General features: G+C 70.1%; 11 protein-coding genes. 4 read left to right on the forward strand and 7 right to left on the reverse strand.

Features of this window, described 5'->3' with window-relative positions; translation table 11 throughout:
* The first annotated feature begins 15 nt into the window (after positions 1 to 15).
* The gene (locus FJV41_RS11355; RefSeq protein ID WP_141642466.1) at positions 16 to 396 is read left to right on the forward strand and encodes a helix-turn-helix domain-containing protein; all 381 of its coding nucleotides are present in this window, start codon (positions 16 to 18) and stop codon (positions 394 to 396) included.
* 136 nt (positions 397 to 532) lie between these two features.
* Here the strand turns inward: FJV41_RS11355 and FJV41_RS11360 are convergent, their stop codons facing one another.
* The gene (locus FJV41_RS11360; RefSeq protein ID WP_141642467.1) at positions 533 to 1,810 is read right to left on the reverse strand and encodes a serine/threonine-protein kinase; all 1,278 of its coding nucleotides are present in this window, start codon (positions 1,808 to 1,810) and stop codon (positions 533 to 535) included.
* Positions 1,807 to 2,178 (reverse strand): hypothetical protein, encoded by a 372-nt coding sequence (locus FJV41_RS11365; protein WP_141642468.1) that lies wholly within the window; start codon positions 2,176 to 2,178, stop codon positions 1,807 to 1,809. Before FJV41_RS11365 ends, FJV41_RS11360 begins: the two co-directional genes overlap by 4 nt.
* Positions 2,179 to 2,383: 205 nt before the next feature.
* Here FJV41_RS11365 and FJV41_RS11370 point away from each other — a divergent pair, with 205 nt between their 5' ends.
* Positions 2,384 to 2,878, forward strand: coding sequence for a hypothetical protein (locus FJV41_RS11370; RefSeq protein WP_141642469.1), 495 nt, complete (start codon positions 2,384 to 2,386; stop codon positions 2,876 to 2,878).
* Positions 2,879 to 2,897: 19 nt separating this feature from the next.
* Positions 2,898 to 3,377: a cupin domain-containing protein gene (locus FJV41_RS11375; RefSeq protein WP_141642470.1), complete on the forward strand. Its 480-nt coding sequence runs from the start codon at positions 2,898 to 2,900 to the stop codon at positions 3,375 to 3,377.
* 31 nt (positions 3,378 to 3,408) lie between these two features.
* On the opposite strand, the gene FJV41_RS11380 is transcribed toward FJV41_RS11375, so the two are convergent.
* The 5 genes from FJV41_RS11380 to FJV41_RS11400 form a co-directional block, all read right to left on the reverse strand.
* A complete protein-coding gene (locus FJV41_RS11380) occupies positions 3,409 to 6,252 on the reverse strand; it encodes an Ig-like domain-containing protein (RefSeq protein ID WP_181790559.1) in 2,844 nt (947 codons plus the stop codon).
* Between the two features lie 382 nt (positions 6,253 to 6,634).
* A complete protein-coding gene (locus FJV41_RS11385; RefSeq protein ID WP_246137151.1) occupies positions 6,635 to 6,898 on the reverse strand; it encodes a hypothetical protein in 264 nt (87 codons plus the stop codon).
* Positions 6,899 to 6,970: 72 nt separating this feature from the next.
* Positions 6,971 to 8,701: a chloride channel protein gene (locus FJV41_RS11390; RefSeq protein ID WP_141642471.1), complete on the reverse strand. Its 1,731-nt coding sequence runs from the start codon at positions 8,699 to 8,701 to the stop codon at positions 6,971 to 6,973.
* A 369-nt stretch (positions 8,702 to 9,070) separates the two neighbouring features.
* Complete coding sequence (locus FJV41_RS11395; RefSeq protein WP_141642472.1) at positions 9,071 to 11,923, reverse strand: Ig-like domain-containing protein; 2,853 nt, start codon at positions 11,921 to 11,923, stop codon at positions 9,071 to 9,073.
* Between the two features lie 489 nt (positions 11,924 to 12,412).
* Positions 12,413 to 13,372, reverse strand: coding sequence for an ornithine cyclodeaminase family protein (locus tag FJV41_RS11400; RefSeq protein WP_141642473.1), 960 nt, complete (start codon positions 13,370 to 13,372; stop codon positions 12,413 to 12,415).
* Between the two features lie 79 nt (positions 13,373 to 13,451).
* On the opposite strand from FJV41_RS11400, the gene FJV41_RS11405 reads away from it, so the two are divergent.
* Positions 13,452 to 14,402 carry a DUF1152 domain-containing protein gene (locus FJV41_RS11405; protein WP_141642474.1) on the forward strand — a complete coding sequence of 317 codons (951 nt, stop codon included), beginning with the start codon at positions 13,452 to 13,454 and terminating at the stop codon, positions 14,400 to 14,402.
* Positions 14,403 to 14,468: the final 66 nt, after the last annotated feature.

Genomic DNA, 14,468 nt, shown 5'->3' on the forward strand with positions numbered 1-14,468 from the left:
ACGACTGACACACGCATGGACACAGAACTGGCGAGCATGCTGGGCGCGGCGGCGAGGGCTGCCCGGGTGCGGATGGGCCTGACGCAGGCCGATGTGGCGGAGCGGATTGGGATGGCGTCGGAGGTGTACGGCCGCCTGGAGCGAGGTCACATGCTCCCCAGCGTGCAGAACCTGCGGCGACTGTGCGTGGTGCTGAATGTGCCGCCCCACCAACTGCTGGGGTTGGGTGATGACCTGGCCGCGCCGCCGCCCGCGAAGGACAAGGCGGGCAGCAAGTCTCGCGAGGATGACACGCCGGAGATGCGGCGGCTGATGCGCAACCTGCGCAAGCTGTCCCCGGTGCAGCTCAAGCTGATGAACCTGGTCGCCTCGGCGATGCAGCAGAAGAAGAAGTGAGGCACCGGGCCCCGGCGCCGTGAGCGCGGGGGCTGTGTCGTGGGCTCGCGGGCCCCGAGGTTCGGAGGTCCGCTGGAGTCCGTGTGGATCCGACCGGTTCGTGCGGAGGATCCACCGACGTGCCCGCTGGGGTGACTCACCTCGGGGCGGGTGATGCCACGAGCACCTTGTCGGGGCTCATCGTCCCAGAGAGGGCGGCCTCCGGTGCGCAGCGCAGGGCCGAGAGCGCCCACCCCAGCAGGAGGATCAACACGACCCACGCGCCCACCATCCAGGGGCTCAGCGTGATGCGAAGTTCTCGGCGTGCCTTGCGGGGATGTGCCCGTGCGCCTCCCCCGGATGAGGACGTGGGCCTCGCCTGGGAACGGGAGCCCCCTGGAGGCGTTGGTCTCCTCGGGGGCCTGTGGATCAGGGGTGTGGGCCAGGGGCCCAGGGTGGAGGAGTCACGAGAGGCGCGTCGCGAGTCCGTCGCGTTCTTCTCGGGAGGTGGCCGCGAGAACAGGGGCCTGTCCCAGTCGAGCGTCGCCGCGCGCAGCGCCGTTTCGAGCGCATCGTGCAGCGCGCCGCCATCCGGGAACCGTTCTTCGGGACGCTTGCGGAGCAGCCGCTGAGTGATGGCCTCCAGCGCGAGGGGGACGTGCTCGTTCAGCGTGGAGGCTGGTGGAGGCATGCGCGTCTCGATGTGCTCGGCCAGCACCTCGCGTGGGAGCGTGAGCGAGAAGGCGGGTGTTCCCGTGAGGACCTCGTGGAGCGTCACGCCCAGGGCGTAGAGGTCATCCGTGGCGCGGAAGGCATAGCGAGCGCTCTTCTGGGAGTGGTGCTCGCGGTGGAAGCGCAGGGCTTCCGGGCTGCGGTACTGGGGCGTGCCTGGAGGGAGGGGACCTTCGGTGAGTGGCAGGGACTCGGCGTGGTTCGCGCTGCCGAAGTCCACCAGGACCGGGGAGTCATCGATGGCGCGCACCAGGATGTTGGACGGCTTGAGGTCGCGGTGGAAGACGCTGCGCGCGTGGAGTTCCTGGAGCGTCAGTGCGAGTCGGGAGAACAGGCGCGCCACGCGGCGCGCGGAGGGGGCCTCGCGCTTCACCCAGGCGGCCAGCGTGGCGCCCTCCACGTAGTCGAGGACGACGTAGTGGTAGCCCGTCCGCGCATCCGGCCAGCGCCCGTGAGCCCAGACGCGCACGACATGGGGATGCACTGCATGGAGCAGACACGCCAGCTCCCGGATGGCCCGCGCGTCCGTGCGGTCCAGGTCGTCACTGCCCGGCCCGCGCAGTGCGAACTTGAGCGCATGCAGTCGCCCGCCGTGCTCCACCTGGAACACCGCGCCGAAGGAACCCTGGCCCAGCCGAGCGAGGACACGCCAGGGGCCCACCTTCATCCCCGGACGCAGCGCGAGCGGATGGCCCGTCATCATGGCGTCCCCCGGAGCACCGTGACGGTGGCGCGTCCGAGACGCCTGGACCCCGCGCTCCGGTCGGGCCTCGGGAGGGACGCGTCCACGTCATCCAACGACGCGGTGTGCTCATCGGCGTGTCCGGGTCTCGTGAGGGACGCGCCCACGTCATCCCTCGACGCGGTGTGCTCGTGGGCGTGCCCGGGCCTCTTGAGGGACGCGTCCACGTCATCCATCGACGCGGTGTGCTCGTGGGCGCGTCCGTGCCTCGGGGGAGTCCTCGTGACGGACGCGTCGCACAGCGGACGCGTCAACTGTTCCAGGTGGAGCGACGCGAGGCGGGAGAAGGGGGCAATCATCGACAGGACCCGGGGGTTGGGTTGGAACAATGGGTGACGACCTCCTGGGTCACAACCTAACAGGGTGGCCCCACGTTGGAAGATGGAACAGGTAGGGTCTCGCGCTTGGGGGACGGAGGACCTTCCTGGAATCCATGCACCTCCGGGCTGTAACCACGGGACGCGCGCCGACGTAGCGGGGAACGACACCCATCGGGTGGGCCCATGGCCCGCCATCACGTGACGAGGTCCCCCTGTGCGACTGTGCTTCGCGCCGTGCGCCGTGCTCCTGCTGCTGACCGCCTGTGGTCCGTCCTCCTCCGTGGATGAAGGGCTGGGCGTGGTGGGGGAACTGGACACGTCGGAGGCGGGCATCACCGCCTTCGTGCGGCAGGGGCTCTACCGGGAGTGGCTCGCCGAGCCCGCGCCGCGCAAGTCCGTGAACTCCCACGGGGACAAGGTCCGCGTGTTCTTCAACCCGATGCTGGCGCAGTCGATGGAGGCGGGGAACGCCACGCACCCGGTGGGCAGCATCACGGTGAAGGAGCTCTTCGAGTCGGACGGGAAGACGGTGCGAGGGCACGCGCTCGACGTGAAGGTGTCCGAGGGCTCGGGCAAGAACACCTGGGTCTTCTACGAGGGCTTCGGTCCGGACTACGACGACAACTACTACGGCAGGGGACACGACACCTGTCATGGATGCCACGCGGCCAACGGGACGGACTACGTCGCCACCCCGCTGCCTCGCTGACGGCGCGTAGACTGCGCCCATGGTCGACGAGCTGATTCGCGGGCTGGGCCTCGTGCCGCATCCCGAGGGTGGTTTCTACAAGGAGACGTACCGCGCGGCGCTGAAGGTGGAGACCCCTCGGGGGACTCGCTCCGCGGGCACGGCCATCTACTACCTGCTGACGCAGGACACCTTCGCCGCATGGCACAGCGTCACCTCCGACGAGGTGTGGCACTTCTACGAAGGAGCGCCGCTCGCGCTGTACCGCGTGGGCGAGGACGGACGGCTGGAGACGGTGGTGCTGGGGCGCGACGTGACGAAGGGCGAGCAGCCTCAAGTCGTCGTCCCCGCGGGCGTGTTGCAGGCGGGGGAGTCTCGGGGCGCGTACTCGCTGGTGGGCTGCACGGTGGCCCCGGGCTTCGACTTCTCCGACTGGGAGATGCCGACCCCGGAGTCGCTGGTGTCCGAGCACCCCGCGCACTCGGAGCTGATGCGCCGGCTGTCTCGGACCCGTCCCTAGCCGTGTGCTCGTGTGCTCGTGTGCTCGTGCGCTACGGCGCGTTGTTCGTGAAGAAGGGGAACGTCTGGAGGGCGAAGTTCCCCGCATGGTCCTCCAGCCAGACCTCCACGGTGTGCGCGCCGTCCACCAACTCGCGCGTGTCCAGCTCCGCGGTCCACAGGCCCTCCGCGTTCAGCGTCGCGCCGCGAATGCCCGAGCCGTCTCGTGTGAAGGCCACGCTCCGCACGCCGCTGACCGCATCCGTCACGCGCGCCGTCAACGTCACCACGCCGCTGTACGTCCCCTCCGCCTGGGGAATCAGCAACTCCGCCACGGGAGGCGCGTTGTCGTAGCGCACCGTGCGAGTGAGCGTCGTGCGCAGGCCCGCCTCGTTCGTCACGGTCAGCGTGAACACGTTGTCACCCTGCATCAGGGGCAGCAGCGCCCGCACTCCGCCCCCTCCGCGCGGCAGCGAGTACCTGCCTCCGCCGGGGCTCACCTCCACCCGGGTCGCCGACTCCGCGTACACGCCGAGGTCGTAGGCCAGGACGTCATCGGGCTGCGGCCCCACGAGCCACCCGTCCGGAAGTCCCGTCGCCACCCAAGGGGCCTGCGCATCCACCCAGACGCGCACCACGCGCTCCGTCACGTGGCCCACCGCGTCCGTCGCGCGAATCAGGACGTCATTCGCCCCCTGAGCGAGCCCCACCGTGTGCGTCACCGCGCCACCGCCCGCGGGAAGGTCGGTGACGTGAATCCAGTTCGTCTCCACGCGCACCGGCGACCAGTCACGCACCACCACGCGGACCGCCACCTGTCCGTCTGCCAGCGTCGAGTCCTCCTCGGGCGAGAGCACCGTGATTTCGGGCGCGGTGGCATCCACCATCACCGTCGCCTCCTGGCTCGCCTGTCCGCCCAGCGTGTCCATGGCGACCAGCCGGATGACGTTCGCTCCGTCGCGCAGCGGAAGCTCGGTCCACACGAAGCCGCCGCTGAAGTCCGGCACCACCGGGTAGCGCTCGCCGTGGAGGAGGAAGGCCACGGACTCGATGGAGGCACCCGGGGCCAGGGCCGTCACGAAGCCACACACGCCCACGGAGGTATCACTCGTGAAGCCGGGCAGCCCGCACAGCGTCACCGATGGCCTCGGGTAGGGTGACGGCAGAATCTCCACCGTGCGCGAGGAGGAGCTGCCCAGTCGGTTGTCCCGCATCGGCTGGAGCGTCACGCCCGAGTACACCGCGCGCACATCCGAGGCCCCCAGCACGTCCCACGTCGCACGCGGTCGCCACACGAGCGAGTACACGCCGTCCCCATCCGCGTCGTTGTCCGCGCCCACGGTGACACCCGCCACCATGAACGTCACCACACCCAGACCCGGACCCCGCGCCTCCCATCCGTCCTCACCCGTCACTCGCGCGGAGAGCACGTTGTCCATCGCCACCGTGAGCTGTCCGTCCACGGGTGACTCCACGGTGGTGGTGGTCGGCAGGCCCTGGGTGGGCGGCGGCGGATTGGTGTACGTGGTGACGAGCACGGAGCCCTTCACGCCGTGCGTGCTGTCCGACGTGGCCACCACCATGACGCCCGACGAGAGGGACGGAGCGAGCCCCGGAGGCGCGGACACGGTGAGCGTGACGGTGGCCTCGGCGTCGGGGCCCAGCTCCAACGTGGTGGGGGCAATCGTCGCCGTCCATCCCGTCAGCCCACCCTGCGTGTCGAGCGTGTACGTGTCCGCCTTGTAGCCATGGTTGCGCACGGTGAGCGTGTACGTGGCGCTCTGGATTCGCGGCAGGTCCTGCTCCAGCGGCCTGCTCGGAGCGCCGTCCACGGCGACGCTGACGCTGTAGTCCCCGAAGCACGCGAGCGCGAGCGCGCCGAAGGTGGTGGGGATGTCCGGATAGCGCGTGCCCACGCCCCAGCTCCCGTCCTCGGCCTGTCGCGACTTGAGCCAGTCGAGCGCCTGGGTCATCCGTCCATCCGCGCCCGGCTTGCGACCCGCGAGGCACAACGCGTACAGCGCCAGACTGGTGGACGTCTCGTCCGCGGGTGCTCCGTCCAGGTTGCCCCAGCCCGGTGCATCACCGAGGGCCCGCGTCGCGAGCAGTCGCGAGGCCAGCGAGTCGAGCGCGGCGGTGTTCTCGCCCTGCTCACCGGGGCCGGCGACCTTCATGCCCACGGCGGCCCATGCCACCTGGTACGTGTAGCGCTGGCTGTCCTCCAGCGGCCCGTCGGTCATGTCGTCCAGGTGCGCGCGGATGTACGCGGCGGCGCGTCGCAGCGACTCCTGGTAGCGCGCGGCCCTGGCCGGGTCCACGCGCTCGCGGGCCTGGGCCACGGCGGTCATCAGCCGCGCGGTGATACCCATGTTGGAGGCGCCCACGGGCTCGAAGGGGAAGTCCTCCACCCACCGGCCACTCAGCTCCTGGGTGCTCACCGCCCAGTCGGCCGCGCGCACCAGCGCCTCCGTGTAGCGCGTGCCCACCTTCGCGTCGTAACCGGCGAGCCCGAAGGCCGAGTAGCTGGAGCGCGCGTTGCGGTAGTGGATGCGCTCGTGAATCCACGAGCCGTCGGGCTCCTGCTGCGCCTGGAGGTCCCGCGCCATCGTCTCCATGTTCTCGCGGTTGGTGCGGCCGTTGCGCGTAGCGGCGTCCAGGTCGAAGCCGGAGGCGCCCGCGTGGGCCAGGCCGTAGAGGGCCGCGCCATGCCGGTGACAGGCGGTGCAGCCGAAGATGCCCGACCACCCCACCGCGTCCGCGCTGACGAAGTCGAGCGCCTTCTGCGCCGCCTCCGCGTTGGTGGCCGCGCGCGCCGACGTGACGGACAACAGCAGCGTGAGCACGAGCCCCAGCGAGGTGGACGAGACAGGACGAAGCGAGAGCGCGCGGAAGAGCATCGAACGTGTGTACCCATGGGCCGGACCGCGCGTGTTTCACGCCCAGGTGCCTTGGCGCCTGAGATGAATCATCGCGCGTGCGGGCCTCATCACAAACAAAGCCACACGAGTGTCCGCGCCCCTCCGCGCGAGAGGGCGGAACGTGAAGTCGCGCCGTGCTCAGAGCGTGGATGACGCATGTCTGAAAACAGGAAGGAGTGTCAGCGCCGGGGCTGGAGAGAGGAATCCACGAGTCGTGTCATCGAGTCCGTGGAATCCCGAATGACAGTCATTGTGAAACGAGCCCCGGGCCCTGGGCTCGGCGCCAGGGTCGGAGAGCGGGCGAGCTGCTTCTCCCTCGCGTGGAGTTGGAGCGGCTTTCGTTTCGGCTCGCGAGGCTCGCTCATTCCCCGGACTTCCGAGCGGGTGACTCGTCCTCACGTGGCGCGGGCCGCGACGGCTGCTCCGGCTCCAGGTCGCCGGCCGGAAGCTGGGGCAGCGGCCAGCCCTCGAACATGGGCCATGCGCGGTACATGGAGCGGCGCTCCTCGGGCGTGAGCGGGGGCGGTGCCTCGGTGGGCTCCTCGACGCGGGGTGTGCTCCGGGGCGCGGCGGGCGTGGGCTCGCGCAGCAACACGGTGCCCAGCACGATGCACAGCAGGGACATCACGACGATGCTCCACGCGCGTGCGGGTCCGCGCAGTCCCTTTGGCTCTTCCACGAGTGGGGGCCCTCGACCTCAGAAAGTACCCTGGCTCAACACGTCTCTCTTGGAGATGGTTCCGAGCAACCGACGGCCACCATCCACCACGGGCAGCCGCTCGAGCGCCGTCCGCGCGAACCGGGAGGCCACCTCTCCCAGCGACAGCTCGGGGGTGATGGGCTGCACCTGCGTGTCCATGACGTCCTCGGCGATGGTCGCCTGGAGCAGCGCGTGGTCCGGCACATGCCCCTTGAGCGCATCCAGCACCAGCATGCCCCGGTACCGGCCCTCTTCATCCGTGACGTAGAGGTCCTCCCCCGCGGGTGCCTCCAGCAGCAACGCGACCACTTCCTGGAACGGCGCCGAGGGCGATACGCGCTGGCTCACGGGCTTCAGCAACGCCCGCGCGCCCTCCTGTCGCAGCCAATGGGGGATGGTGGCCGGCATGCGCACGTTGCGACGGTTGAGCACGGATGTGTAGAGCGACTCGGGCTCCAGTCGCCGACTGACGGCGGCGGCCACCACCGCGCTGAGCATCAGCGGCAACACCAGCGGGTAGTCACCGGTCATCTCGAAGATGAGCAGCACCGCGGACACCGACGCATGCGTCGTCCCCGCGAGCACCGCCCCCATGCCCAGCAGCGCATACGCCCCACTGGGAGCACCGCCGGGAAGCAGTCGCTCGGCCATCATCCCGAAGGAGCCGCCCAGCAGCGCGCCGTAGAACAGCGACGGCGTGAAGAGTCCGCCCGGCACCCCCGCGCCCGCGCACAGCGACGTCAGCGCGAGCTTCGCCAGCGGCAACACGAGCAGCAGGGCGAAGGGCAGTCGCCCCAACAGCGCCGAGTTCACCGCGTCGTAGCCGTTCCCCAGCAACTGGGGCAGCCACACCGCTGTGATTCCCACGAACGTCATCGCCAGCAGCGGCAGGAACGGCGCGAGCCACGACGCGGCGCGGTCCAGTAGGTCCGACATCACGTTGACGCCCCGCACGTAGAACGCGGAGGCGACGCCGAGCACCGCGCCCAGCACCACCGCCAGGAGCAGCTCGCGCGGGTGCAGGAGCGCATAGTCGGGGATGACGTAGCTGGGGTGGTCCGCGATGAGCAGGCGCGAGACGAGCGTGGCCACCACGCAGGAGACGACGATGGGGCCGAACAGCTCCAGCGCGAAGCTGCCCAGCAGCACCTCCAGCCCGAAGAGGGCCGCGCCGATGGGCACGTTGTACGCGGACGCCATGCCGGCCGAAGCCCCGCACGCCACCAGCAGGCGAGCCTGTCCCGGACCCAACCGGAGCCACCGGGCGAGCGACGAGCCGCTCGCCGCGCCCGTGGACAGCAGCGCGCCCTCGCGGCCCAGGGGCGCACCCATGGCCACGGCGAGGATGGAGACGAACCCGCGCAACAGCGCGCGCGGCAGGGGCAGTCGTCCCGAGCGCACCCAGATGGACTCGATGATGCCCGCGGTGCCATGGCCCCGCAGCGGCTGACCGACGAGGAGCGACAACAACGTCACCAGCGCCCCGCCCAGCACGGGAATGAGCAGTCGCCGCCACGTGGGCGCCGCCGCGACTCCGGACAGGAAGTCCTCCGAGGCACTCCGCCAGAAGAGCTCCTGGGTGAAGCGCAGCACCTTGAGCAACCCCACCGCGCCCAGTCCCGCGATGAGCCCCACCGCCACCACCAGCACCCAGAAGCGCTTCTCCACCCGCGTGAGGTCGCGCAGGTAGTCCCCGACCGAGTGGTGGAACCCGCGCGTGACGTTCACGCCGGGAGGTCCAACCTCGGGGTCTGGCGGGGTGTCGCGCGGAGGGCCCACGCGTGTCCAACCTAGGCACCCTGGCGTCCAGGCTCCGCGCCCGCGGACTCGTCTGCCCAGCACTCGAGGCGGGCCGCCTGTCCTCTTGTCCCCAGAGGTTCTCTGGCTCTCGCGAACCTGGATGCGGAGCACGCGCACTCGGGCGAATGTCCTCGGGTTTCCGGGAGCGCGAGGAGTGCATGCGCGCTTCCAACGGGACGCGGGCCCGTCAGAAGGGCCACACGGCGCTGGCCGACCTGTGGGCCTGAGGGGTGAAGCGACCCCGTCGCCCGGGAGGGCCTCCGTGCTTCGAGGCCACCCCGAGCGCGGGGAGGTGCATCAGTTGTCGACGAAGAAGTTGAAGCGCTGGACGGTGGAGTTACCCACGCCGTCGCTCATCCACACGTCGATGGTGTGCGCGCCGTCGAGCAGCTCCGTGGTGTCGAGCAGCGCCGTCCAGTTGCCGTCGGGCTGGAGCGTGCCCTGGCGGATGCCGGACATGTCGCGGCTGAAGCCGATGTTGGACACCGGGCCGAAGTTGTCGGTGACGCGAGCGCGCAGGGTGATGGTGCCGCTGACGGTGCTGCCCGTGGTGGGCGCGAGCAGCGTGGCGGTGGGGGCCTGCACGTCGTAGTTCACCCGACGCGTGAGGGTGGAGGAGACGCCCGTCTCGCTCAGGGTGACGATGGAGAGGTTGTTGACGCCCGGGCTGAGGGTGAGCGTCGTCTGCACCGCGCCGCCGCCGCGTCCCACCGCGATGGGCGCGCCGCCGTTGATGCGCACCGTCGTCGCGGAGAGCGACTGGACGTTGATGGTGTACGTCAGGGCGTTGTTCGCCAGCGGGCCGTAGAGCTGGTTGTCCGCCGGGTTGGTGCTCACCACGGGCGAGCCCGGGTCCACCCAGATGAACACCAGCTTCTCCGTCACGTTGAAGGCGCTGTCCGTGGCGCGCACCAGGATGACCTGGTCGCCGTAGTTCATCGGCACCGTGTGCTCCACCGTGCCGTTGCCGAACTCCAGGAGCGACGTGGCCACCCACTGCGTCTCCACGCGCACCGGCGTCTGGTCCTGAACCGACGACGTTACCGTGACGTTCAGTCCGCTGAGCGCCGCGCCGTTGGTGGGCGCCAGGATGGTGAGGACGGGCGGCACGCGGTCCACCGTGAGGTTGACCTGCTTGGTGGTGACGCCACCGAAGCTGTCGCGCGCGGTGAGCTGGATGATGTTGGGGCCTTCGGTCAGGGTGATGGTGGTGTAGATGAGGCCACCGTTGCCGGGCGTGAGGGGGATGGTCGTCGCGCCGTTGATGATGAAGGCGGCGTAGGTGATGACGGCGCCGGGCGCGCGCGGCGTGGCATAGCCCCAGATGTCCAGCGTCGTCTCCTGCGTGAAGGCCGGCGGGTTGCCGATGGTGACCGACGGCGTGTCATGCGGGAACGCGTCGATGATGACGGTGCGCGCGTCGGTGCTGCCCAGCAGGTTGGCCAGGGGCGGCGCCAGCTCCACGCCCGAGTACACCGCGCGGAAGTCCTGCGAGCCCGTCACCGTCCACGTGTCGGTGGGCGGCACCCAGTTGAAGGTGAAGAGTCCATCGCCATCCACGTCCGCGTCTCCGCCCACGGGCACGCCCGCGACGTAGAAGGTGACGACGCCGCGGTTGGGACCGACGACGGGCAGGTTGTTCGAGTCACGCACACGCGCGGACAGCACGTTGCCCGTGCCAATGGTGATGTGCGCGTTGACGGCGGGCGCCTGGATGGTGGTGACGGTGGGCAGGCCGGTGACGGGAGGCAGCGGCGGGGTGTACGCGTTGACGCGGGCCGAGCCGGACACGCCCGGCGCGCCACCCGAGGCGGCGACCAGCGTGAACTCCGACGTGAGCGCGGGAATCAGGCCCGCGGGCGCGGTGACGGTGACGGTGACGGTGCTCTCGTCACCCGCGGCCAGGAACAGGCTGACGGGCGTGGGGAACGACGTCCAGCCGGGCAGGCCGCCCGTGGTGCTCAGCGTATAGGTGTCAGCCTGGTAGCCGTGGTTCTTCACGTTGAACGTGAAGGTGACCTGCTGTGCCTGCTGCGAGCCGATGACCAGCTCCTTGCGGGCCGCGCCCACCACGGTGACGTGCACGCTGAAGTCGCCGTAGCAGGACAGACCCAGCGACGCGAAGGTGGTGGGGATGTCGAACGTCGCGGAGCCGGTGCGCCAGCTTCCGTCGGCGGACTGGCGCGTCTTCAGCCACTCGATGCTGCTGCGCACGCGCGGGTCCGTGGCGGGCTCGCGGCCGGCGAGGCACAGCGCGTAGATGGCGCTGCCGGTGGCCACGTCGTTGGCGGCGGCGTTGGGCAAGTCTCCCCAGCCCGGGTTGCCGGGAGAGACGCGGGTGAGCAGCCGGTTGGCCAGGGTGTTGATGGCGGTGACGTTCGCGTTGGCCGGGCCGGGGCCCGCGGCCTTCAGGCCCACCACGGCCCAGGCGACCTGGAAGGTGTACGGCATGCCGTTGCCCGTGGCGGACGTGTCGCCGTTGTCCAGGTTGGCCCGGATGTACGCGGCGGAGCGGTCCAGCGCGGCCTGGTATGCGGCGGCCCGCGCGGGGTCCACGCGCTGCTTCGCCTGGGCAATGCCCGTCATGATGCGCGCGGTGGTGGGCAGGCTGCCGTGGTCCACCGGGAAGCTGGCGTGGTCGGACGCCCACCGGCCACTGGCCTCCTGCGTGGCGAGCGCCCAGTTGGCCGCGGCCACCAGCGACGCGCTGTACTGCGTGGAGACGTTCTGGTCATACCCGGCCAGGCCGAACGTGGCGTAGGACGTCTTCTCGTTGCGGAAGTTGACGCCCTCGTGAATCCACGAGCCGTTGGCGAGCTGCTCGTTCTTGATGCGCTGGCCGAGGAACTCCAGGTTGAACTGGTTCGTCCGGCCGTTGGAGGCGACGACGTTCATGTCGTAGCCGTTGGCGCGCGCCGCGGCGATGCCGAACGTCGTGGCGCCCACGCGGTGACAGGCCGCGCAGCCGTTGGCGGTGACCCAGTTGGACACGTCCGCGCTCAGGAAGTTGATGGCGCGCTGGGTGGACTGGGTGTTGGTCTGCGTCTGCGCCGACGCGGGCGCGGACAAGAAGGCGACGACGAGCGTCAGCAGGCCCAACAGGGCCGGCCGCCGCGCGGGACGCCGCGACGAGGTAGCAAGGGAAGACATGGTGCTCCGAAGAGGTGGATGGCTGGCGCCAGCCATTGGCGCCGTGCGCGACACCTTTCGGGGCTCTGGGACGTGGCCGTGCCGTTCCGGAGCCGGAATCCCTCCAGGGTTCCTGTCCGAACGGGTGTGTCCAAAGAGTGAGTGGCCCCCCCCACAGGCAGCGCGTATTCGTGAAATACTGCAAGATTGCTGAAACTGTCCAGTAGCCGAAAATCGGACAGTCCCAGTGATAACGGGGTTTTGAGTGACACCCACCCTCTGTGAGAGGGCCGTGCATCGCCTGTGGTCGTGAAAGACCCGGGAGCGTGGGAGGCGGGTGACTCGGGCGTCTGGTGGGGTTGTCCCAGGCCGAAGGCGAGGGTGGCGCCGACGGTGGGGCGGGTGTTCAGCCCGAGCCGGGCGTCATCCCAGCCGCCCCGCGCCGCGAGCCCGCGGAAGCGAACCTGGATGCAGAGGCTCGCGCGCAGGGGGCCGTGAGTCGGTCGAGGCTCAGCCGCCGACGATGTCGAGCGTCTGGCCGACGCCTCGGGTCCGCGCGACGTCGTAGAGGGCGCGGGCGAGGGCGACGTCCTGGAGTGCGAGGCCGGTGGAGTCGAAGATGGTGACTTCGTCTCCGGCGCGGCCGGGCTTCTTGCCGGCGACGACCTCTCCGAGGGTGCCGGCGATCTGCTCGGCGCGCAGCAGGCCGTCATGCAGGGGGACGTTGACCTCGCCGGAGTGGAGGGCCTGGTCGGTGTCGTCGATGAAGACGCGGCCCTCGGTGAGGATGCGCGGGTCCAACTCCTGCTTGCCGGGGGCATCCGCGCCCATGGCGTTGATGTGCGCACCGGGCTTGAGCCACTCGCGCTTCACCACGGGGGTGCGCGAGGGCGTGGAGGTGCAGACGATGTCCGCGCCGGAGGCTTCCTGGAGGCTGACCACGCGGCCACCCTTCTCGGCCTGGAGGGCCTTGGCGGAGGCCTCCGAGACGTCGGCCAGGAGCAGCTCCAGTTCGCCGAAGATGGCGCGGTGCGCGTCGATGAGGACGCGGGCCTGCACGCCACAGCCGACGAGGCCGAGGGTGCGGGGTTTGGGCTTCGCGAGGAACTTGGACGCGACGCCGCCAGCGGCGCCGGTGCGCCAGGCGGTGAGCAGCGTGCCGTCGAGGATGGCGAGCGGGGACGCGGTGTCCGGGTCGCTGAGGATGTAGAGGGCGCGCACGGTGGGCAGGCCGTGCTTCTTGGGGTTCTGGGGATGGGCGTTGACCCACTTCACGCCCGCGGCGCCGTCGAGGAACGCCGGCATGGCGCGGAAGTCGCCGTCGTACTGCGGCAGGGAGAGGTACACCTTGGGAGGCATGAGCGACTCGCCACGACCGTGGGCCCGGAAGGCCCGCTCGACGGCGTCCAGGCCGAGCTCGACGGTGTAGAGGCCGCGCAGCTCTTTCGCGCTGAGGATGAGGGTGGACATGGCGGCGCTATATACCGGAGCGGCCGGGATGGCGCCGTAAGCGCGGTATTGGCGGTGCTTCGGGAAAGGACTTCGCCCCGTGGACTTGTTCACTTCGCCCCTGTTGGAGCGGCTCGCGTCGGCCCGTCACGTGCTCATCGCGGGCGGTGGGGGTGGCTTCGACGTGTTCAGCGGGCTGCCGCTGTACTTCCGGCTGCGCGCGCTGGGGAAGACGGTGACGCTGGCGAACCTCAGCTTCACGCGGCTGGAGGCGCTGGAGTGTGAGCGGCCGGTGCCCGGCGTGTTCCGGGTGGACGCCTCCACCGAGGGGCGGGGGTACTACTTCCCCGAGGGGTGGCTGGCGCGCTGGTTCGAGCGTCGGGGCGAGCAGGTGCCCCTTTACTGCTTCGAGCAGACCGGGATGGCGCCGCTGCGGGAGGCGTATGCCGCGCTGCACGCGCACCTGGGGTTCGATGCGGTGGTGTTGGTGGATGGGGGCACGGACATCCTGATGCGCGGGGACGAGGTGGGCCTGGGCACGCCGCAGGAGGACATCGCGAGCCTGGGGGCGGTGCATGCGCTGCCGGTGCGCGACAAGCTGGTGGTGTGCCTGGGCTTCGGGGTGGATACCCACCATGGCGTCTGCCACGCGCACTTCCTGGAGGCGGTGGCGGCGCTGAGCAAGGAGGGTGGCTACCTGGGTGTCACCGCGCTCCTGGAGGCGATGCCGGAGGTGGCGCTGTACAAGGAAGCCGTGGGCTACGTCTGTGAGCAGATGTCCCGCTCGCCGAGCATCGTCTCGCTCTCCGTGGTGTCGGCGCTGGAGGGGGACTATGGCGACGTGCATCGCACTCAGCGCACCCAGGGCAGCACGCTGTGGATCAACCCGCTGATGAGCATGTACTGGGCGTTCGATTTGACGCCCGTGGCGCGGCGCTGTCTGTACCTGGACGCGCTGAAGGACACGCGCACGCCGTGGGAGATGAACCTCATCATCGAGACGTTCCGCGCCTCGCTGTCCATCCGGCCATGGAAGGACATCCCGGTGTGACGTCGGGTGTGGGATGGCGCCTGGATTCCCAGGGAATCCTCGGGCGATGGGGCCTCCGACATGGCT

The sequence above is a fragment of the Myxococcus llanfairpwllgwyngyllgogerychwyrndrobwllllantysiliogogogochensis genome (genome assembly GCF_006636215.1).
Lineage (GTDB): Bacteria > Myxococcota > Myxococcia > Myxococcales > Myxococcaceae > Myxococcus > Myxococcus llanfairpwllgwyngyllgogerychwyrndrobwllllantysiliogogogochensis.

Coding starts and splice junctions, on each gene's coding strand:
- FJV41_RS11385 (WP_246137151.1), bottom strand. CDS start 6,898: ATGTCCCTGCTGTGCATCGTGCTGGGCACCGTGTTGCTGCGCGAGCCC.
- FJV41_RS11400 (WP_141642473.1), bottom strand. CDS start 13,372: ATGTCCACCCTCATCCTCAGCGCGAAAGAGCTGCGCGGCCTCTACACC.
- FJV41_RS11355 (WP_141642466.1), top strand. CDS start 16: ATGGACACAGAACTGGCGAGCATGCTGGGCGCGGCGGCGAGGGCTGCC.
- FJV41_RS11395 (WP_141642472.1), bottom strand. CDS start 11,923: ATGTCTTCCCTTGCTACCTCGTCGCGGCGTCCCGCGCGGCGGCCGGCC.
- FJV41_RS11380 (WP_181790559.1), bottom strand. CDS start 6,252: ATGCTCTTCCGCGCGCTCTCGCTTCGTCCTGTCTCGTCCACCTCGCTG.
- FJV41_RS11360 (WP_141642467.1), bottom strand. CDS start 1,810: ATGATGACGGGCCATCCGCTCGCGCTGCGTCCGGGGATGAAGGTGGGC.
- FJV41_RS11375 (WP_141642470.1), top strand. CDS start 2,898: ATGGTCGACGAGCTGATTCGCGGGCTGGGCCTCGTGCCGCATCCCGAG.